The organism is Pedobacter sp. Leaf41 (genome assembly GCF_001422545.1).
Taxonomy (GTDB): Bacteria; Bacteroidota; Bacteroidia; order Sphingobacteriales; family Sphingobacteriaceae; genus Pedobacter.
In genome coordinates this window covers 284,677-305,558 of the sequence record NZ_LMLE01000006.1, presented here as the reverse complement: position 1 = coordinate 305,558, position 20,882 = coordinate 284,677, and the positions used below count along the sequence as shown (strand labels likewise).

The 20,882-nt window shown below is 37.7% G+C and carries 11 protein-coding genes; 3 read left to right on the top strand and 8 right to left on the bottom strand.

Annotated features, from left to right (window positions below):
- Positions 1-8 precede the first annotated feature (8 nt).
- The 5 genes from ASE92_RS08625 to ASE92_RS08605 all read right to left on the bottom strand — a co-directional run bounded on the left by ASE92_RS08625 (position 9) and on the right by ASE92_RS08605 (position 9,730).
- Complete coding sequence (locus ASE92_RS08625) at positions 9-2,387, bottom strand: ABC transporter permease (protein WP_056849700.1); 2,379 nt, start codon at positions 2,385-2,387, stop codon at positions 9-11.
- A gap of 140 nt (positions 2,388-2,527) precedes the next feature.
- Positions 2,528-4,912 (bottom strand): ABC transporter permease, encoded by a 2,385-nt coding sequence (locus tag ASE92_RS08620; protein WP_056849699.1) that lies wholly within the window; start codon positions 4,910-4,912, stop codon positions 2,528-2,530.
- A gap of 141 nt (positions 4,913-5,053) precedes the next feature.
- Positions 5,054-7,423 (bottom strand): FtsX-like permease family protein, encoded by a 2,370-nt coding sequence (locus ASE92_RS08615; RefSeq protein WP_056849698.1) that lies wholly within the window; start codon positions 7,421-7,423, stop codon positions 5,054-5,056.
- A gap of 208 nt (positions 7,424-7,631) precedes the next feature.
- Positions 7,632-8,330, bottom strand: a complete 699-nt coding sequence (locus ASE92_RS08610; protein ID WP_010602884.1) for an ABC transporter ATP-binding protein — start codon at positions 8,328-8,330, stop codon at positions 7,632-7,634.
- Positions 8,331-8,485: 155 nt separating this feature from the next.
- Complete coding sequence (locus tag ASE92_RS08605) at positions 8,486-9,730, bottom strand: efflux RND transporter periplasmic adaptor subunit (protein WP_056849697.1); 1,245 nt, start codon at positions 9,728-9,730, stop codon at positions 8,486-8,488.
- 454 nt (positions 9,731-10,184) lie between these two features.
- Between ASE92_RS08605 and ASE92_RS08600 the strand changes: the two genes are divergently transcribed.
- The 3 genes from ASE92_RS08600 (at position 10,185) to ASE92_RS08590 (ending at position 15,372) form a co-directional block, all read left to right on the top strand.
- On the top strand, positions 10,185-11,555 hold the full coding sequence (locus tag ASE92_RS08600; protein WP_056849696.1) for a sigma-54 dependent transcriptional regulator: 1,371 nt from the start codon (positions 10,185-10,187) through the stop codon (positions 11,553-11,555).
- Positions 11,556-11,639: 84 nt separating this feature from the next.
- Positions 11,640-12,998, top strand: coding sequence for a PAS domain-containing sensor histidine kinase (locus ASE92_RS08595; RefSeq protein ID WP_056849695.1), 1,359 nt, complete (start codon positions 11,640-11,642; stop codon positions 12,996-12,998).
- Positions 12,999-13,182: 184 nt separating this feature from the next.
- On the top strand, positions 13,183-15,372 hold the full coding sequence (locus ASE92_RS08590) for a bifunctional alpha,alpha-trehalose-phosphate synthase (UDP-forming)/trehalose-phosphatase (RefSeq protein WP_235527324.1): 2,190 nt from the start codon (positions 13,183-13,185) through the stop codon (positions 15,370-15,372).
- A 330-nt stretch (positions 15,373-15,702) separates the two neighbouring features.
- Here ASE92_RS08590 and ASE92_RS08585 read toward each other — a convergent pair whose 3' ends face one another.
- The 3 genes from ASE92_RS08585 to ASE92_RS08575 form a co-directional block, all read right to left on the bottom strand.
- The gene (locus ASE92_RS08585; RefSeq protein WP_056849693.1) at positions 15,703-17,487 is read right to left on the bottom strand and encodes a glycoside hydrolase family 15 protein; all 1,785 of its coding nucleotides are present in this window, start codon (positions 17,485-17,487) and stop codon (positions 15,703-15,705) included.
- Positions 17,488-18,031: 544 nt separating this feature from the next.
- Complete coding sequence (locus ASE92_RS08580) at positions 18,032-19,300, bottom strand: glucose-1-phosphate adenylyltransferase (protein ID WP_056849692.1); 1,269 nt, start codon at positions 19,298-19,300, stop codon at positions 18,032-18,034.
- An 8-nt stretch (positions 19,301-19,308) separates the two neighbouring features.
- Positions 19,309-20,721, bottom strand: coding sequence for a glycogen synthase (locus tag ASE92_RS08575; protein WP_056849691.1), 1,413 nt, complete (start codon positions 20,719-20,721; stop codon positions 19,309-19,311).
- Positions 20,722-20,882 lie beyond the last annotated feature (161 nt).

The window sequence follows — 20,882 nt, the reverse complement described above, 5'->3', positions numbered from 1 at the left end:
ACTCGATTCTATTCGTATTTCAAAGCATCAACCGGATTGGCTTTTGCTGTTTTATATGCTTGAAAGCTCACCGTAATTAAAGCTATTAATAGCGTTCCTATTGCTGCCACGGGGATAATCCACCAGGATATCTCGGTATGGAATTCGAAATTTTCGAGCCATTTATTCATCGCCAGATAACTAATTGGCACAGCAACAACAATGGCGACCAAAATCATCTTAATGAATGAAAGTGAAAGCAATTGCATCAAATTAGCAACCGATGCGCCAAGCACTTTGCGCACGCCAAATTCTTTAGTACGTTGCTCGGCACTGTAGGCAACCAAACCGAATAAACCCAGGCAGGATACGAAAATCGCTAGCCCGCCGAACAGGTTGGAAAGAATACCCAAGGTCTTTTCTGACTTATATTTCTCCTGGTATAATGAATTTATAAAAGTAATTTCTGTTGGATAAGCAGGATTGAAAGCCTTCGTAATTCTACTGATGGTTTCGATGTTACTTTGCAGATTATTGGCGCTATTTAAGCGCATCGTGATGGTGCCTGTTTGCGCAGGATTTAAGAAAACCACCTGTGGATTATTGGATTTATATGGCGAATCCCACACATAATCATCAAATACTCCGATGATATAAGCATTTGTACCAAAAAGATTTACCCTTTTGCCAATAGGATTTTTATAGCCAAACACTTTTACAGCCGAGGCGCTTACCAGTAATGCACTGGTATCTGAAGCAAAGTTTTTAGAAAAATCTCTTCCTTCCAGCAATTTAATTCCGTTGGTTTTGGTGAAATCGTAAGAGGTGGCTACCTGGTTAAACATCACCGTATTTTCGGGCTTTGTCATCCTATCCCATTTAATATCCATAAAATTCCGACCGCGGTGAGAAAGGCTAACGGATGATTGATACATTGATGTTACTGCACCAGACTTCAGCATTTCGGTTTTGAACAGTTCAAACTTACCTTTCAACTCACCATCTTGAGGAATTTCTACCAGGGCATTTACATCAAAACCAACCGGCTTATTTTTGATGAATTGGATTTGACGATAAATAACCAAAGTGGCAATAATCAAGATAATGGCAAAACAAAACTGACCTACCACTAACACTTGCCTTAAACTTATCGTTAAAAATGCTCTGGCCTTGATTTTCTTTTTTAGTGTTTGGATTGGGTTAAAAGAAGATAGATAGAACGCAGGATAGCTACCGGCAATTAAACCAGTTGCAATTACAATGAGCATTATACCTACCCAACTTGCGGTATTGAAATACGAAATTCCAAGATTTATATTGAGTAACTGATTAAATGCAGGCAGACAAAGTTCTATCAAAGCAATTGCAACTACTACAGCAACCAATGTAAGCACCATTGATTCGGTTAAAAACTGGAGAATTAACGAGGTTCGATTTGCCCCGATGGTTTTCTTAATTCCAACTTCTTTAGCTCTTTTCTCTGATTTGGCAGTTGCCATGTTCATAAAATTGATGCAGGCAATAAGCAATATCCCAAATGCTAACCCCATGAAAAGCCAGATTTGCTCAATGTCTCCTCCAACTGGTTTCCCGTTTTCAAATTTACCAAATAAGTGAAGCTTACTGGCTTGGTATAAAAAGTTTGGTTGCGATTGCTCGGTTTGTTCGGCGCTTTTTTTGACCAATTCGTCTACTTTACGATTTACCAAATCAATATTGGCATCAGCATTTAGGGTAACCATCGTTACGAAACTGTAATTTGTCCAGTTTAAATCTTTGGCGCTTTCATCAACAATTTCGTAAAACGACCAGGGCATTAAAAAATCGAACCTGTTAGAACTATTTTCTGGCAAATCTTTAATTACTCCGGTAATTGTTAAGTTTTCTTTGTCTTGAAAACGAACAGATTTATTCAGAACATCATTGGTTCCGAAGAGCGTTTTCGCCGTACTTTCTGTTAAAATTACTGAAAGTGGATTGTTTAGCGCAGTTTTAGCATCCCCGTAAATAAACTCATAATCGTACATTTTGAGAATATCGGGCTCGGCAAATTTTGAATCTTTTTTATAGCTGTTTCGTCCATTTGCTATGAGGCTTTTTCTGCCATAATCCATCCGTGCTACATATTTCGCTTCCGGCAATTTATCCTTCAGCAGCGGACCTAACGCAGTGGTTGAACCATAAAAAGTGCCACCAATTTTTCCACCTTCACCCGGAACGTTGGTCATCGCTATATAAACATTTTGCCAGTTTTTGGCTTGCTTATCAAAGTTCCATTCGTATGATACATAGAGCAGCAACATTAAACAAGCCGCAAGGCCAATAGCCAAACCGATTACATTAATGAAAGATGAAATTTTATTCTTCCAAAGGTTTCGCAAAGCGATTTTTAAGTTTAATCTGAACATAAAGCCCCTCCTAAATCCTCCCCTGAAGGGAGGACTTTTTTTTGTGGTTAAAAAATTTTATTTCTACTAACATTATTTGTTCGGTTCAAAAGGTGTAAACGTTGCAGCTCCTCCCTCCTGGGGAGGTTGGGTGGGGCTAATTATTCATATTTCAAAGCATCAACAGGATTAGCGCTTACCGCTTTTTTGGCCTGAATGCTGACGGTAATCACCGTTAATAAAATGGTAATGGCAGCACTTAGCAAAAACGGCAGCATGGATAAATCAATTCGGTAGGCAAAGGTTTCCAGCCATTTTTTAGTCAGGATATAAGCCACCGGCCAGGAAATTAAATTGGCTAAGAGCACCATTATAAAGAACGAACTATTAATCAATTTGAAAATCTGAATATCGCTTGCTCCTAATATTTTGCGCACAGCGATCTCTTTGATTCTGCTGTTGGTGATATATTTTGCAAAGGCAAACAAACCTAGAATTGCAATAAAGATGGTTAGCATAGCCGCTGCGAAAAACACCGTTTGTAGTTGCTCTTGCTTTTTAAATAGTTTGCCATAAAGCTCATCTAGAAATTCGTACCTGAAATCTTCTCCATCTTTAGGATTTATTTGAGGCCATTGCGATTTCAAAGCGACCAAAGCCGAAGCCATTTTGTTTTCCTCAATCTTCAGCAAGATATGTGTTTTATAACTTCCACAAGGGTCCTTAATCGTGTATATTGTAGGCTGTACCTTACTTTCAAAACCCTGGGTTTTGAAATCTTTAATTATACCAACAATTTTATAATCGATACCGCAGCCCTTAATAATCTGGCCAACAGGATTTTTTATACCATATTTTGCTACTGCACTTTCGTTAATGATGGCAGAATTGATAGTATCGGTTGTAAAGGTGGTTGAGAAAAAGCGGCCTTCTTTTAATTTGATATTCAGCGTTTCAAAGTAGTCAAAATCTACGTTTACGAAATCAATGTTTGCTTTGGTAGCTTTATAAGCATAATTATTTATTCCGTTCTGACCACCAGGGATAAAGCTTGCAACCGTAGCAGATTTTACGCCTGGAATTCGCATTAATCTATCTCTTACTGGATTAAAACTGACTGAACCAAATTTAGCTGGATTGTTAAAGAGCGTTAGGTTTTTGATGTAAACAACCTGATTAGCATTAAACCCAACATCCTGCGTTCGCATGTATTTCAATTGTGAATTGATAATTAGCAAGCCGATAATAAAAATTACTGCAATACTAAACTGGAAAACCAGTAATCCGTTTCGCAACCAAGAGCTTTGTTTGCTGGCAGCAAAATTTCCCTTTAACACTAAAGCCGGTTTAAAGCCAGATAAAACCATAGAGGGATACGTGCCTGCTATCAGTGTGATGATGACTAAAATTAGTGGTAGCTCCCAAATTAATCCATTATCGATTTGCCAAACGGAAAGGTTAACCTGAAATAGATTATTAAATTGAGGTAACACTAATTCTACTAAAATTAAAGCCAGTACGGTAGCGATAAAGCACTGGATAAATATTTCGGTAAGAAATTGTAGGCTAAGCTGAGAACGGTAGGCACCCATTACTTTTTTAACGCCAACTTCTTTGGCTCGTTTACTGGCCTGGGCAATACTCAGGTTGGTGAAATTTATACACGCAATCACTAGAATTAAAAATCCGAGTATGGAAAGCGCCATCAAAGTTTTATATGGCAAATCGTTGCCTGCTTTGGGCCGCAGGTGTAAGTTTGCCAGTGGATCTAAAAATATAGAGATGGTTTTTAATTCAGCTAACTCCTTTTTGGCATCAACTTTCAATAGTTCGTATCTATATAAATCACTTATTTTTCGTTCAAGGTTTGCAACATCTACATGAGGTTTTAGCTTCAGATAGATGGAATAATCATTCATATCGTAATTATCGTGCTCACCGAGTTCGGCGGCCAAAGAAACCCCATCAAAGTTAAAGTTAGAATGTTTTTTCCTTTCAATAGTGCCCGCTATAGTGCCCGTTATCCCCGAGTTGCTCGCTCCATAACCAACTATTTCGGGCTTGTTATCTGTTTTAGCAGGGAAAAGTGTTTTCATGCTTTCTTTACTCAGATAATTGAGTCTTTCTATATCTCCTGACGGTTTGGTCAGACCGTTTTCTGGCACAATGTTTAGCATTTTTGCTGCATTATAGTCTACAGCCAGGATATTTTTGGTGAAAAGTGTGTTATTTCCATTTTTAATGGTCAGTTCGAAGGAGCCTTCTTTTATTAAACCAACTGATTCCACTTCGGGATAAGTTTGTTTGATGGCTTTTGCAAATGGGGCCGCAATGTAATTGGTTCTAAACTCGGGATACGTTACCCCTACCACATAAATATCCTTATAGTTTGGATTTGATTTATCGAAACTGGTTTCATATGCAAAATACATGGCCACCAAAATAAACGCAGCCAAAGCGATAGCTAAACCACCAACATTAATAGCTGTGATGAATTTGTTTCTCCAAAGGTTTCGCAATGCGATTTTTAGGTTAAGTTTGAACATAAAGCCCCTCCTAAATCCTCCCCGGAAGGGAGGACTTTTGTTTGTGGTTAAAAAATTTTATTTCTACTAACATTATTTGTTCGCTTCAAAAGGTATAAAACTTTGCAACTCCTCCCCTCCGGGGAGGTTGGGAGGGGTTAATTATTCATATTTAAGTGCATCCACAGGGTTAGCTTTTGCTACTTTTATCGATTGGATGCTTACTGTTAAAATGGCTATTAAAACAGACAATCCAATTGCAATCACGAACGGTATTGCTGAAATTGCAATTCTATATTCAAAAGCAGACAGCCATTTGTTAATAATAATGTAGGCTAACGGAAAGGCCATTAAGTTTGATATCGCCACCAGTTTTATAAAATCCTTATTTAAAAGTGTAAGAATATTTGTAGTACTAGCGCCCAGCACTTTGCGAATGCTGATTTCCTTCTTACGTTGCTCAGCCATGAAAAGCGCTAAACCCAATAAACCCAAGCAAGAAATAAAGATTGCAAAACCTCCGAACCAGTTTGAAAGTGTACCCAGTAATTTCTCATTTTGAAATTTCAATTCAAAAGATTCATTAACAAACCTTCTTTTTACCGGGTAATCGGGTTCTATCTGTTTAATTAAATTATCTATGGTTGCTAACGAAGAACTAATATTTTGGTTAGGATTTAAACGAGCAAGGATTACCTGAACATCATCCATATAACTTGGATAAAAAATCATGGGTGCAACTTTTTGATAAACGCTTTCCACCACAAAATCTTTCACCACACCAACATTTGTTTTTTCTACATCCCAAAATCTAATTCTAGCTCCCACAGGATTTTTTAGATTCATCATTTTAACGGCAGCCTCGTTAAGCATGATGTTGTTGCTATCTCTTTTTGATTCTGTTTCTACTGTTCTTCCGGCAACTAATTCCGTGCCTATTGTTGCAATAAAGTCACTTCCAATTCCTCGGTTATTAAACAAAATAGATTCTCCAGCTGTTTTGCCTTGCCAATGAACATCTGTTGTATTATTACCACTTGCCGTAATGTCTTTACTAAAAAAGGTTACTCCCGTTGCCGCACCAGACTTTAACATTTGGGTTTTAAGCAGCTCCAACTTGCTTCGGTTACCCATTTTACCTTGAACCGCAATTTGGACAAGGTTTGATTTATCATAACCTATCGGCTTATTTTTAACGTAACTTAATTGCTGATAGATAACTGAAGTACACACGATTAAACAAGCTGCAAATACAAATTGAACAACTACTAAAACTTTTCGGATAGAAACAGAGGAATCAGATTTAATTTTTAATCCTTTCAACACTTTTATCGGCTCAAAAGATGATAAATACAAAGCTGGATAACTCCCCGCCATGAATCCCGTAAAAATCATTAAACCAAATAAGGTACCCCAAAAAGTGAAGCTATTGTAATCGATTTCCAGGCTTATATTTAACAAATTATTGAAATATGGCAAACTGACCTCTACTAAAATGAAAGCCAAAACACCTGCTAATACCGTTACAAAGACCGACTCTAGCAAGAATTGGCCGATCAAAGATTTTCTCGTAGAACCGATAGCTTTACGAATTCCAACTTCTTTCGCTCTCCGCTCAGAACGGGCGGTGGATAAATTCATGAAGTTTACACAAGCAATTAAAAGAATACAAAAAGCCAACAATAAGAAAATTTTTAATTGCTCAATCTTACCTCCAACCGATTTTCCATTTTGAAAATCATCGTACAAATGCCATTTGATTAACGGAAACAAGAGTGCCTCGGCAGTGTTACCCTGCTGATTGCGCTTGTAGATGCCTTTCATATCAGCATTTGCATCAGCCAGAAACTTGTTGTTGTTAAGCTGAACAACGGTCAAACACATGTTGTTTCCCCAGTTAGGTTGACGTGCCCAGGGTTCTCGCTTTAAAAAAAGTGCCCAGGGAGCCAAGCACTCATAGGTGATGCTGCTATTTGCAGGTACGTCTTCAATTACAGCTTCAACCTTCAATACATCCTGATTTTCAAGCTTAACGGTTTTATTAATTGGATCTTCGTTACCGAAAAGTTTTTTCGCCATAGATTCGGTCAATATGATCGTGTTAACATCTTTTAGCGCCCGTTCCGCATTTCCTTTAATAAATTTTAAATCGAAGATTTTTAAAAAATTTGGATCTGCAAAGTTCAGCTTTGCATTGATTCTCTTATCGCCCACCGAAAGTAATTTTGGACTTGGGTAACTGGAATGTGAGGTATATTTCACGCCAGGGATTTTTGTTGCAACCTCATCAGCCATAACATTTGGAGTCCATGCAAAACTAAAAATTTTCCCGTTTGCAGGTGCGTTCTGATAGATTACGTAAGTCTTATCTGCATTGGCGTAGTGCTTGTCATAGCTCCACTCATACGCCACATATAAAAGCAAAATCATACAACTGGCTAATCCAATGGCCAATCCACCAACATTTATAATGGTAAATCCTTTATTTTTCCAAAGGTTTCGCAATGCGATTTTTAAGTTTATTTTGAACATCTTTTGAGTTTTACATGGTTAGTTTAAGTCATAAGTACAGTGTGTAGAACTTACTACGTTTGACTTTTAGCCTTCAAGCGCCTTACCCAAATCTTCCCATCCAGGAAGATTCGGCTGGCCTATCATTAAACTAAAACTATTTTTAATTAGCAAGAGATTTAGGTATGAGTTCAGCTTGGTAACTGGTAACCCATAACTTTTAAGTCATCTATATCAATTCCTCGTTCCGGCTTTTATTTATCTTCTCAGAAATCACATGGCCATCTTTCAGATTGATGATTCTGTTTGAGAAACTAGCATCGTGACTCGAGTGCGTTACCATTACGATCGTAGTGCCCGTTTCATTTAATTCACAAAGCAACTCCATTACTTCGTTACCATGCGAACTATCCAAATTACCAGTAGGCTCATCGGCTAAAACCAACTTTGGTTTGGTTACCAAAGCTCTGGCAACCGCAACACGCTGCTGCTGACCACCAGAAAGTTGTTGTGGAAAGTGTCCGCTACGATTTACGATATTCATTCTTTCGATGATTTCGTTAACTAACTTTTTACGTTCACCAGCAGGAATTTTATTGTAAATGAGTGGTAATTCGATGTTTTCGAAAACCGTTAACTCATCAATTAAGTTGAAATTCTGGAAAACGAATCCCATATTTCTTTTACGGAAATTAGAACGCTCTCTATCGTTTAAGGTTAAAAGTTCCGTATCGATAAACTTGTAACTTCCGCTTTCGGGTTTATCCAATAAACCCATTACGTTCAAAAGCGTAGATTTTCCGCAGCCAGATGGGCCCATAATCGAAACAAATTCACCTTCTTTTACATGAAGATTAATTCCGTTTAGAGCTGTAGTTTCTACTTCTTCAGTTTTATAAACTTTTTCTAAGTTTTCTATTTTTATCATAGCTTGTTGGTATCAAGTATTTCGCCCCAACCCTTCCCAGTAGCGAGGGCTTTGGTATTGTGCTTATTAATTAAATTTGTGCTAACAATTTAGCTTTTTCGTTATCTATGTTTGCTCCTTGCACTCCTCCCCTCTGGGGAGGTTGGGTGGGGCTATTACTTACTGATCTCCACCTGATCGTATTGGTTAAACTGATCGTAAGATGAGGTGATCACTTCATCGCCTTTTTGTAAACCATCCAAAATTTCGTAATACAGATAGTTTTTTCTGCCAATTTTTACATTTTTCTTGGTTGCTTTACCATTGTTTACCACAAACACCCACGAACCACCTGTACTTTGAAAAAACTGACCTTGAGCCAATAGTAAAGATTTGCTATTGTCAGACAAAGTTAACTTCGTTTGAAGGGATAAACCACGACGCAAACCCTCCGGTGCAGCACCCTTGAAAACCATTTCTACCTGAAACTGCCCTGCTGTAACCTCTGGAATTACTTTGCTCACAGTTAAATTATATGTTTTTCCGTTAAATTCGCAGGTGGAAGTCTGCCCCTCCTTTACACGGTTGATATAATATTCATCTACACCGGCTTGCAATTTATAACCTTGCAAAACATCAATTTTCCCAATCATTTCATTCGAGTTGTATGATTTTCCGATAACAGGATCGTAAGATGATAATTTACCAGAAACCGGCGCTTTGATCGTCATATTTTCTATATTTTTCCGAATCATTTCCAAACTCTCATTCATCTGCCCCATCGACTGGTCTATTTGTGAAAGTTGCATTCTTCTGCTTTGATTTTCTTGTTTTACTGCCTGGCGTACAATCTTAAGTTTTCCCTGATAGTATTCGTAATCTTGAGTAGACTTGTTAAACTCCTGAAGTGTAATCACTTTTTTCGCAAACAAAGAACTATCCAAGCGATATTGGCGAGCAGCAGTTCTTAAACTATTTTCAACATCCAAAACATCCTGATTTAAAACCCTTTGATTTTGCTCCAAATCTAATCTCGATTTTCTCAATTGATTAATTTGTTCAGTGGCAGCGGTTTGGCTCGAAGTATAACTCAACATGGCATTGGAATTCGAAATCCTTAATAAAGGTGTTCCTTTAACTACAGAAGCACCATTTTCGGTAAAAATTTCGGCAACTGTTCCGCCCTCCGATGAACTTACAATTACTGAAGTTAACGGTACAACACTTGCATTTAATAAAACTACATCTTCAAAATCACCGTACTCTACTTTACTAATAGTTAGTTTTTCCGCATCTGCACTGTAGGTTTTTTTTAAAGATAAAGTATAGCCATAAATTACAATTGCTACGAAAGCAAGTGCTCCACCAATAATAATCAGGGCTTTAGTGCTAAATCTTTTCTTTTCAATTTTTTTGTCCATTGTTCGGTTGTACTGTTTGATCTCCGTTATGCCAAGCTTGTGCCAAACGATATAAATTAAGATAAAATACTGAAAATTAATAGCTTAAGAATTTTTAGTATTTTAGTTTGTTCATTATCGGACAGTTTATGTGCGGGAGCGGACAGTTTAGTTATTTTTGAGGACAGAACCTCACCCCTTCATCCCCTCTCCTTTAAGAGAGGGGCGGAGAGCAGAACATAATAAAATGACAAGAAAAACTTGCTCTAACCAGTTGCCTTTAGATCCCGAGTGAAAGTAGAAAAACACCAAATACTTCTTCCTTTAACAGGGTGAGGTTTTTTAAAACATACAATATAAATAGGTTATAAAAACTATCTAACCACAATTTCCCGCTCTTCAATGAGAGTGAAAGTATAAAAAAAACAATGCCATTACCTCTGAAAAGGGGTGTTTTTTTTTAAAATTTAAGTCTATGTTAAACGCCACAGTTTTAATCATCGATGATGATGATGACATTCTTTTAAGTGCCCGCTTGTTTCTAAAACAGCAAGTGAAGCAAGTTATTACCTGTAAATCTCCGAAGGAAATAAATGTATTACTCAGTAAAAACGAGGTTGATATAATCTTGCTCGATATGAATTATCAGAAGGGCGCTAGCGACGGTCGTGAAGGTTTATACTGGCTGGAACACATCCTATCGATTGATAAAGATTATGTGGTTATTTTAATGACTGCTTTCGGAAACGTTGAGCTTGCAGTTAAAGCGATTAAAAACGGTGCAACAGATTTCATTCTTAAACCCTGGGAAAACGAAAAACTTTTTGCCACCATTTCCGCAGCGTCGAAACTTCGCGAATCAACCAGAAAGGTTAAGAAATTAGAGAAAATCCACACTTCGCTACACAAAGATATGACACGTGGTTTTGAGCATATCGTTGGCGAGGCCGATGGAATTAAACAACTTCAAAACACACTGCTGAAGGTTGCGCCAACAGATGCCAACGTTTTGATTTTAGGCGAAAACGGCACGGGTAAACAAGTCTTCGCTTATGAAATTCACGGCAAATCGCAACGTAAGAACCAGGTTTTTATGCATGTAGATTTAGGTTCATTAAATGAAAATCTTTTCGAAAGCGAACTATTTGGATACGCCAGAGGCGCTTTTACCGATGCAAAAGAAGATAAACCTGGTCGCTTTGAATTAGCAGATGGCGGAACGATATTTTTAGATGAAATTGGAAACCTCACTTTGCCCCTTCAAGCAAAATTATTAAGCGTTTTACAAAACCGAACCGTAATCCGCCTTGGCGAAAGTAAAGAACGTAAAGTAAATGTTCGTTTAATTACAGCCACCAATATGCCTTTGAATGAAATGGTTTCCAAAAATACTTTCAGACAAGATTTATTGTTCAGAATAAATACAGTAGAACTGCTGTTACCACCACTACGAAAACGAGGAAGGGATATATTGCTTTTATCCAATCATTTTATGCAGGTTTTTAGCATAAAATACCATAAAGAAACCCGAAGTTTAAGCCCTAAAGCGGAAGATGTTTTATTAAATTATAAATGGCCAGGAAATGTTCGGGAACTGCAGCATGTTTTGGAACGTGCCGTTATTATGAGTGATGGAAATGAAATTTCAGAAGCAGATTTGCAATTAAGTCCGCAGCGGTTTGCACAAAACACATCAATGCCAGACGAAATGGCGCTCGGCGAAATGGAAAAAATGATGGTGCAAAAAGCTATTGACAAACACAAAGGGAATATATCAAAAGCAGCGGCAGAGCTGGGTTTAACCAGAGCGGCTTTATATAGGAGGATTGAAAAATTCGGCATTTAATTTAAGGGAGATCGTAATAGGTAAAAGGTTTGTTTCGAAAGCAAAACCTCTACCTCAAAAACCTCAACCTTTAACCTTAAAATTATGTTCTACAAACGATTTACTTTTCGTCTAATATCCAGGTTACTCCTCATTAATTTGCTGGGCTATCTCCTATTCTATCTTATCCAAAACACCCAATTATGGTTTACGATTATTGGAGTAGGCTTAATTTTATTGGGTTCGATAATTTCGCTGTACTATTACATAAACGAAATTCGTTCGGATATTAAACGTTTCATTTTAGCTGTCAAAACCCGCGACCATACTTTGAATTTCAAGAATAAAGCCACAAAAGGCAGTTTCCCTGAGTTATACGAATCCTTCAGCGAAATTCTGCAGGTGCACAAACAAATCAGATTGGAACAAGAAGCGATGTTTCAGCTGATTAAAACCATTTTGGAACAAGTTCCGGTTGGGGTAATTGTGGTTAATAATACAAAAACCGCACAGGATAATGAAGAGATTGCCTTTTTTAATCAGGCGGCATCGAATCTATTGGGCGTTCCTGCTTATAAATACTGGCATCGCCTCAAACAACACATACCAAATTTCGCCAATGAAGTCGATCAGATTTCTTCAGGCGGAAAACGGTTTCTGGAATTAAAAATTCAGGAAAAGTTCATCCAGCTATCTACCGAGGTTATTCCATTAAATCTATACGGAAAAAATTACACCATCATCAGCTTTCAGAACATTAAGGATGAAATCGAACAAAAAGAAACTGAAGCCTGGAATCGATTAATCGGTGTGATATCTCATGAAATATTAAATTCCATTACCCCAATCAGCTCGTTATCCGATACGATTAACAGCATGGTAACGGACAGAGAGAATTTGGATTTGGATGAAATGGAAGATTTGAAAACTGCGTTACAAACCATCAAACGACGCTCTACCGGCTTACTAGACTTTGTAAAAGATTACCGCTTGATTGCCGAATTACCAACACCAAATTTAGAATCGCATACCATTGGGGAAATTTTAAAACACATTAAAGTGTTGATGCAGCCCTTTGCGAAAGTTAAAAATGTGGTGCTTGAGGTGGAGCAAACTTCCTCAAAGATCACTGTTCAACTTGATTTAAAATTGATTGAACAAGTTCTAATTAACCTTATTACCAATGGCATTTATGCAGTCGAAGAAAATGAAAATCCACACATTTCGGTCAGTTATCGCTTGGAAAACACGAAACTTTACATCGATGTAACCGACAACGGAAAAGGAATTGCACCGGAAGACTTGGAGAAAATTTTCGTTCCCTTTTATACCACCCGTAAAAATGGCTCGGGCATCGGTTTAACCATTAGTCGCAACATTATGAAAATGCACCGCGGCAGCATCGAAGTAGTTTCCACTCCAAATGAGCAAACAACTTTTTCATTGGTGTTTAACTATGTTTAGGTTTTTTAACCAAAGGATTTCAAAAATTGATGCAGATTAAAAATCAATTTTCCTCATCTGTTTTTTTGCCTTTCATCTGTGATTGATATTTTTTCTTAAATCATTTCAATGTTTGTTTTCAAACAAAATTCAAACAAAAGGTGTTTAAATGGCTTTTATTTATGTGGATACATCAAATACAAGCATGAAGACAGTTATAATATCGAACAGACTACCCGTTAAAATCATTGAAGAAAATAACGAGTACACCTTTATTCCGAGCGAGGGCGGCCTTGCTACCGGATTGGGAGACGTGTACAAATCAGGCAATTCCATTTGGGTTGGCTGGCCAGGAATCGAGGTTCCTGAAGAAAGACAAGAAGAAGTAATTCAAAAATTAGGAGAACTCAATCTTTATCCTGTTTTCCTTACTCAAGAAGAAATCAATTTATATTACGAAGGCTTTTCAAATGAGGTGTTATGGCCGGTTTTCCATTACCTGGTTACTTATGCCCATTACGAGCAAAGTTATTGGGATTGCTATAAATCGGTGAACGACAAGTTTGCAAAAAGTGCCATGAAGGTGCTCAACAGAAGAGATAAAATATGGATTCAAGATTACCAATTACTTTTATTACCGGGAATTTTGAGAGAAAAATTACCTAATTCTACTATCGGATTTTTCCAGCATATCCCTTTTCCTTCTTACGAAATATTTAGATTAATCCCTTGGCGTGAAGAAATACTGAACGGATTAATCGGTGCAGACTTAATAGGCTTCCATACTTATGATGATGTTCGCCATTTCATCAGCACTGCAACCCGTTTACTACCGATAAATTCGTCATCAAATGTGCTCAACAGTAACGAAAGGCAAATCGTAATAGAAGCTTTCCCGATGGGAATAGATTTCGAAAAATTTTCATCATTAACCACAACAGAAGCCGTAAAACAAGAAATAAGAGATTTTAGAAATGGAAAAGAAGATATGAAAATAATTCTTTCCATTGATAGATTGGATTATAGCAAAGGCATACTAGAGCGCCTAAAAGCCCTTGAACTGCTCGTACAAGTACATCCCGAATACATCGGGAAAATTGAGTTATTTATGATTGTAGTTCCATCAAGAGATACGGTTCCTCAATACCATGAACTGCGTGAACAGATAGACCAATTTGTTGGAAATCTCAATGCCCGTTACCGATCGATGGATTGGATCCCGGTAAATTACTTCTACCGATCTTTCCCTATTGAAGTGTTATCTGCTTTATATGCATCAGCAGATATTTGCCTGGTTACGCCTATGCGTGATGGGATGAATTTAGTAAGCAAAGAATACGTGGCCAGTAGAAACGAGGAAGATGGTGTACTGATTTTAAGTGAAATGGCTGGAGCATCAAAGGAGTTAACCGACGCACTAATAGTTAATCCAAACAACTTGGGCGATATTATGGAGGCTATTGTTACGGCCTTAAAAATGCCTCAAGAAGAACAGCAAACCCGTATGAAAGCCATGCGGGCAATTGTAGAAAAATTCAATGTTAAACATTGGGTAAACAATTTTATTTTAAGATTAAACGAAGTGAAAGATTCTCAAAAATCATTACAAACAAAACATGCAGTAAATTCTGTTAACGAAATTATAGCTGCAAAATATGCTGAAACGAAAAACCGGGTACTGTTTCTTGATTATGATGGTACGCTGGTAGATTTTACTGGAAATATCGACGATGCATCTCCTGATGATGAGCTTTATGATTTGATTGAAAACCTAACTTTAGATTCTGCTAATACAGTTGTCATTATTAGTGGAAGACGGAATGAAACACTTGAAAAATGGTTCGGACATTTAAAAGTAGATATGATTGCAGAGCATGGTGCTTGGCAAAAAGCTCAGGGCGATAAATGGAATTGTTTGCCACTGCTTACCGACCAATGGAAAGGCGAAATTCGTTCATTATTGGAAACTTATACCGATAGAACTCCTGGATCTTTTATCGAAGAAAAAAGTTATTCATTAGTTTGGCATTATCGCAAAGCTGAAGAAGGATTGGGCGAATTAAGGGCAAATGAAATTGTTAGCCACATGAAAATCTTGGCTGCCGACAAAGGTTTGCAATTGATGCCAGGCAATAAAGTAATTGAATTCAAGAACATTGAAGTAAATAAAGGTAAAGCTGCGTTGAATTGGCTTTACAACAAACAACCAGATTTTATTATAGCCCTTGGTGATGATCACACCGATGAAGATATCTTCAGGGCCTTGCCAGATGATGCGATTACCGTTAAAGTTGGTAATAACTTATCTGAAGCAAAATATTATCTAAACGATTTCAAAGAAGTAAGAAAGTTGCTTTGGAGCTTGGTTAAGGAAGAGTTTGTAGAGAGAGATTAAATAAAATACTCCCGGCAGTCCTATATAGGCGGGAATCTTAAACTAATGCATCAGGATTCCAAATCTAATTGGATGGCGAATCTTGTACTGATTACGAAAAAAGAAATCCCGCAGATTAAAATGATTACCGCAGAAAATCAGCGAAAATCTCCTTAATCTGCGGGAAAATTATCTCTAGAAATAATAAGTCTATAAATGTTATTCAGAACTTTTAGAAGAACATTTCGGCAAGCTCAATGTGACAACTTGCAAATAAAAGTCCCGCAGATCAAAATGATTACCGCAAAAAATCAGCGAAAATCTTTTTAATCTGCGGAAATATTATAACCGCTACAAAAATATCGGTCTATCTAACTTAATTGCAATGCGATAAGCCGCATTCATTAAACCAACGTGGCTGTAAGCCTGAGGAAAATTCCCCCACTGACTACCGGTTTTTGCATCCACATCTTCACTGAATAACAACAAATGATTACAATATTTAATAATATTTTCGAATTCCTTAATCGCTTCGTCTGTTCTACCCACACAAGCCAAAGCCTCTACGTACCAAAACGCACAGATTAAAAATGTTGTCTTTGGTTTTCCAAAATCATCTGCATGTAGATAGCGGTAAAATAAACCATCTTCGGTTTTCAGCTCATTTTCTAAAGCGATTAAATGATCTTTTGCACGATCAGAAGCGGGATCTAAATAACCCATCATAATCAGTTGCAATGTACTCGCATCCAAATGCGGACTGCCAACTGCATTTGTATAAACCTTTCTAATTGGATCATAACAGGCCTCAATATGTGCTGCAGCCTTATTAATTAATACCTGTGCCCGATTTTCGAAATCAGCATTTCCAATGGTTTTCGCCATTTTTAATGCTGCCTGTGCACCAGCCCACTGAAACAAATTACTATAACAATGTACGTTTGCAATATTCCTGAATTCCCATATACCGGCATCCTTTTCATCGATTGTTCTTTCAATCTTTGACAGTACACTTTCGATCCATTTTACCGAATCGCTGCGTTCTGAAAATACAAAACGATGATCAGTATAAAGCGGCAACATCGATATTAAAACCTGGCCATAAATGTCATTTTGAATGTGTTCGTAAGCCTGGTTTCCAATCCGGATGGGCTGCTCGCCTTTATAGCCTTCCAAATGATCTAAGGTATGCTCAGTGATTTGCCTTTCGCCGGCAATTCCGTACAAGGGCTGGTAACGTTCATCTTCGGCGTGAGAAATATCAGATAAGTAATTAAAATACTTCTCCATTTCTTCAAAATGACCAATATGGTTCAGTGATGTAAGTACATAATGCGAATCTCGCAACCAGCAATATCGGTAATCCCAATTCCGGGTGCTACCTGGCGATTCTGGTAAACTTGTGGTACTTGCCGCTATAATTGCCCCAGTATCTTCATATTGATGGATTTTTAAAACCAAAGCCGATCGAATGACAAAGGGTTGGTAAAAGCCTGCAATAGATGAATGTTTAATCCAAAGTCTCCAATAGGAAACGGTTTCACGAAGGAAATTTTCAGCAGTACTTACAATGGGCGCCTCCAGGTTTTCGCCATAAGTCATTATGAGATATTTCGGCTCGTTTAATACGAAAGCTTTCTGATCCAAAATATAAGTTAAGGAAACATTAGTACTTAAGCGGATATTTTCGTCGCAACCGTGATAATCAATATGGTTACTGCCCCTGCTCGCCCGCATTTTGTTCTTGCCATAATCGCAAACGGGTTCACATTTAATGGTCACCCTCGGATTCCCTTGCAGGGGTTCGATTTTCCGGATGAACATTAATGGCTTAAAATATCTCTCATACAGATGAAATCTTGGGGCGAAATCGGTGATTCGATATTTTCCATCCTCAGCGGTAATTTCGGTTCTTAAAACATTGGTATTTTCAATATAATATTGCGATGAAGTGAATTCACCTTGCGGTAAAATCGAAAATTCGCCTCCTTGATTTTTATCTAATAAACTTCCAAATACAAACGGACTATCAAACCGAGGCCAGCATAGCCACGATATGTCTGTATTTTTATTTACATGCGCCAAAAAAGCACAGTTCCCTATAATTCCAGTTTGATAAAGATGTTGTTCAGCCATACGCTCATTTTGTGTTTATTGATTAACAAGCTTTTGCCAAAAATGTTGGAGGAAATGATGATTTTAAGGAGAATTAACGTGAAGCAAGAAACAAGCCTTTGTTAAAGAAGCCTGATTGATTATAAATATTTTTTGCTGCAGCAGCCTTTAATATGCTGTCATTCTGAGGAACGAAGAATCTACAACCGATGAAACAGATTCCTCGTGCCTCGGAATGACAGAAGTTAAAAAATATTGAAACGTAAAGCAGGGCTGTAATCGGCAACGAAAGGGTGAACGTTAACTTTAAAGAACCTCATCCTATCAAAGAAAATAGTTGGGCTAGTTACTCCAATCACTCTCCTTGAAAAGATGGAGACAAAGGTTGCTGCTTTGAACCAATCTGTTCAAAAAATTTTGAAGTAATTATTTTAATAAATAAACATTAAAATTCTCAGGAAGGTGTAGATACAGCACTTCCTTAGTTTTAAGATTCATGTAGGCTGGCAACAAAAAAGCCAGTTCGAACGATTTCAAACTGGCTCATTTAATTATATTGATTATTTTAGATTACTGTTCCACTAGGTAAAACAGCACCTTTCTTTACTACTACAATTCCGTCCTTCACTGCATATAATTCGAAATCACCATCCTCTAAATGAGGACCTCCATTAATCTTAACATCATTGCCAATTCTGCAATTTTTATCAATGATCGCGTTATTGATGTAACATCTGTCGCCAATGCCGATTAAAGAATTTCCTTTTTCAGTTTCAGACTGTATCTCTTCAAGGGTTTGATACCTATCGCTACCCATTACATAAGTATTGGTAACTACGGTATCTTTGCCAATACGTGCCCTTATTCCTAAAACAGCGTGTTCAATTCTACTGGCCTGAACAATGCAACCTTCAGCAATAATGGCTTTTTCTAGTGTTGTGCCCGAAATTTTTGAAGGAGGCAACATCCTGGCTCTTGTGAAAATAGTATGATTACTATCAAACATGTTGAACTTAGGAATTTCGTCAGTTAAACCTAAATTAGCTTCAAAGAACGAGGAAATATTACCGATATCTGTCCAGTAACCCTCGTACTGATAACTCAATACACGACTTTCATTTATCGCTCTTGGCAAAATTTCTTTACCAAAATCTTTTTCATCTTCGTTCTCGTTTAAAATATTGATTAAATAATCACGATTGAAAACATAAATACCCATCGAAGCCAAAAAGTTACGTCCTTCTCCCTGCATTTCCGGACCAGTATCAGATACCCAAGCTTCCAAACCTGTTTTAGGCTTTTCAGTAAAGGAAGTAATCATGTTCTCTTCATCCGCCTTCAAAATACCAAAATCTGTTGCATCTTTTGCTGTTACCGGAATGGTGGCAATAGTAATTTCAGCCTGTGCTTCAATGTGCTTCTCAATCATATCTTTGAAATCCATCTGATACAATTGGTCGCCAGATAAAATCAAAATATAATCGAATTCATGAGAAACGATGTGATGCATACATTGACGTACCGCATCAGCCGTTCCCTGGAACCAACCAGCATTCTGTACCGTTTGTTCCGCTGCAAGAATATCAACAAAGGCCGTACTAAAATGGCTAAAGTGATAGGTGTTCTTAATGTGTTTATTTAAAGATGCCGAATTAAACTGGGTAAGCACAAACATACGGTGGATGCCAGAATTAAGGCAATTAGAAATAGGAATGTCTACCAACCTATATTTCCCTGCAATTGGAACTGCAGGTTTTGAGCGTGTCTGTGTGAGTGGCGATAATCTAGATCCCTGGCCACCGCCAAGGATAACGCCTAAAACTTTGTCAGTCATGTTTAAGCTTATTTAAGTATTTGGTATAATTCTATATAGTTCAGCGCTGCCCTATCCCAAGAATGATCAATTTTCATCATGGTTTTACGTACAGCCTTAAAAGTTTTTTTATCATTATAAAAGCCCACTGCCCTATCAATTGCATGGGTAACATCCCAAACGCTGGTTTGGTCATGGCAAAGGCCAAAACCACCATCACCAATATCTATCACCGTATCTTTCAACCCTCCTACTCTCCTCACTATTGGAACCGTTCCATATCTCAAAGCATACAATTGATTTAAACCACAAGGCTCGACCCTGGATGGCATCAAAAGAAAATCTGCTCCGGCATACATTTCATGCGATACCTGTTCGTTGTATCCAATGTAAGCATTATACTTGCCGCCAAATACATCTTTCAATTGGTTTAACCTCCCTTCAACCCAATTATCACCTGAACCTAAAACCAACACATTAATATTTTCGCGGTGTTGCTGCAATGCAGTGTAAAAAATATCAGGCAATAAATCTGCACCTTTTTCATCAACCAATCTTCCGATAAAGGTAAACAAGGGCTTAGATGCATCTAATTGAAAAACATCGCAGAGCGCCTTTTTGTTTGCTGCTTTTCCCGCTTCAACCGTTTTTAAACTGTAACTTTTTGATAGCATGGGGTCAGTTTCCGGATTCCAAACCTCGGTATCAATGCCATTTAAAATACCAACAGATTTCCATCGTTCCTGGCGCAACAAACTTTCCAAGCCTCTGGCGTTGTCCATCATTTCATCCAAATAACTTGGCGAAACGGTAGTAACTCTCCAGGCACATTTAATGGCCGATGCTAAGGGGTTTATGGCATCTTCCCAGCCCAACAATCCGCCTTTCCATAAATCGAAAGCTGGTAAATAGTACAATTTTTCCCAGCCGAATTGCCCCTGGTATTGTGCATTATGTATCGTTAAAACGGTAGGTACTTGATTGAGTGAACTATATTTTAAGCAATTCGAAACCATAAAAGGAATCAATCCGGTATGGTGATCGTGGCAGTGAATGATATCCGGGCGATGTTCCCATTGCGCCATCCAATCTAATGTTGCAATTTGAAAGGCGATAAAACGCTCGGTATCATCATCATAACCATAAACGCTTGGTCTATCGGTTAATCCCTGAATATGAATGATATATAGATCAAAACCGAGTTTATTGGTTTTTTCTTTTAAAACGCGATAAGAAAAATGATGATTGCCATAGTTAGACCAGGCATCGTAAGCCACTTCAAATTCGCTTTCCCTTACAAACTTTGTTTCGTATGCAGGAACAACCACCTTGGCAATGTGGCCAATTTTATTTTGGTATTTCGGTAAGGCCCCAACAACATCTGCTAAACCTCCAACTTTAGCAACAGGGTAACACTCGGCACTGATATGTATAATTTCCATTAAATATTTGGTGTAGATAACTTCGTTAAGTTAGCAATTGTTTTCTGATTTGAAAATAATTCAATATTAATTTTCGGCAATAGACTTTACCTGAGATTTAGAAGATTATCGCAGATTGAAATTAGATATTCCTTAATTGAATGATCATTTTTTGAAAGTGA

Coding starts and splice junctions, on each gene's coding strand:
- ASE92_RS08595 (WP_056849695.1), top strand. CDS start 11,640: ATGTTCTACAAACGATTTACTTTTCGTCTAATATCCAGGTTACTCCTC.
- ASE92_RS08580 (WP_056849692.1), bottom strand. CDS start 19,300: ATGACTGACAAAGTTTTAGGCGTTATCCTTGGCGGTGGCCAGGGATCT.
- ASE92_RS08615 (WP_056849698.1), bottom strand. CDS start 7,423: ATGTTCAAAATAAACTTAAAAATCGCATTGCGAAACCTTTGGAAAAAT.
- ASE92_RS08605 (WP_056849697.1), bottom strand. CDS start 9,730: ATGGACAAAAAAATTGAAAAGAAAAGATTTAGCACTAAAGCCCTGATT.
- ASE92_RS08610 (WP_010602884.1), bottom strand. CDS start 8,330: ATGATAAAAATAGAAAACTTAGAAAAAGTTTATAAAACTGAAGAAGTA.
- ASE92_RS08600 (WP_056849696.1), top strand. CDS start 10,185: ATGTTAAACGCCACAGTTTTAATCATCGATGATGATGATGACATTCTT.
- ASE92_RS08590 (WP_235527324.1), top strand. CDS start 13,183: ATGAAGACAGTTATAATATCGAACAGACTACCCGTTAAAATCATTGAA.
- ASE92_RS08575 (WP_056849691.1), bottom strand. CDS start 20,721: ATGGAAATTATACATATCAGTGCCGAGTGTTACCCTGTTGCTAAAGTT.
- ASE92_RS08625 (WP_056849700.1), bottom strand. CDS start 2,387: ATGTTCAGATTAAACTTAAAAATCGCTTTGCGAAACCTTTGGAAGAAT.
- ASE92_RS08585 (WP_056849693.1), bottom strand. CDS start 17,487: ATGGCTGAACAACATCTTTATCAAACTGGAATTATAGGGAACTGTGCT.
- ASE92_RS08620 (WP_056849699.1), bottom strand. CDS start 4,912: ATGTTCAAACTTAACCTAAAAATCGCATTGCGAAACCTTTGGAGAAAC.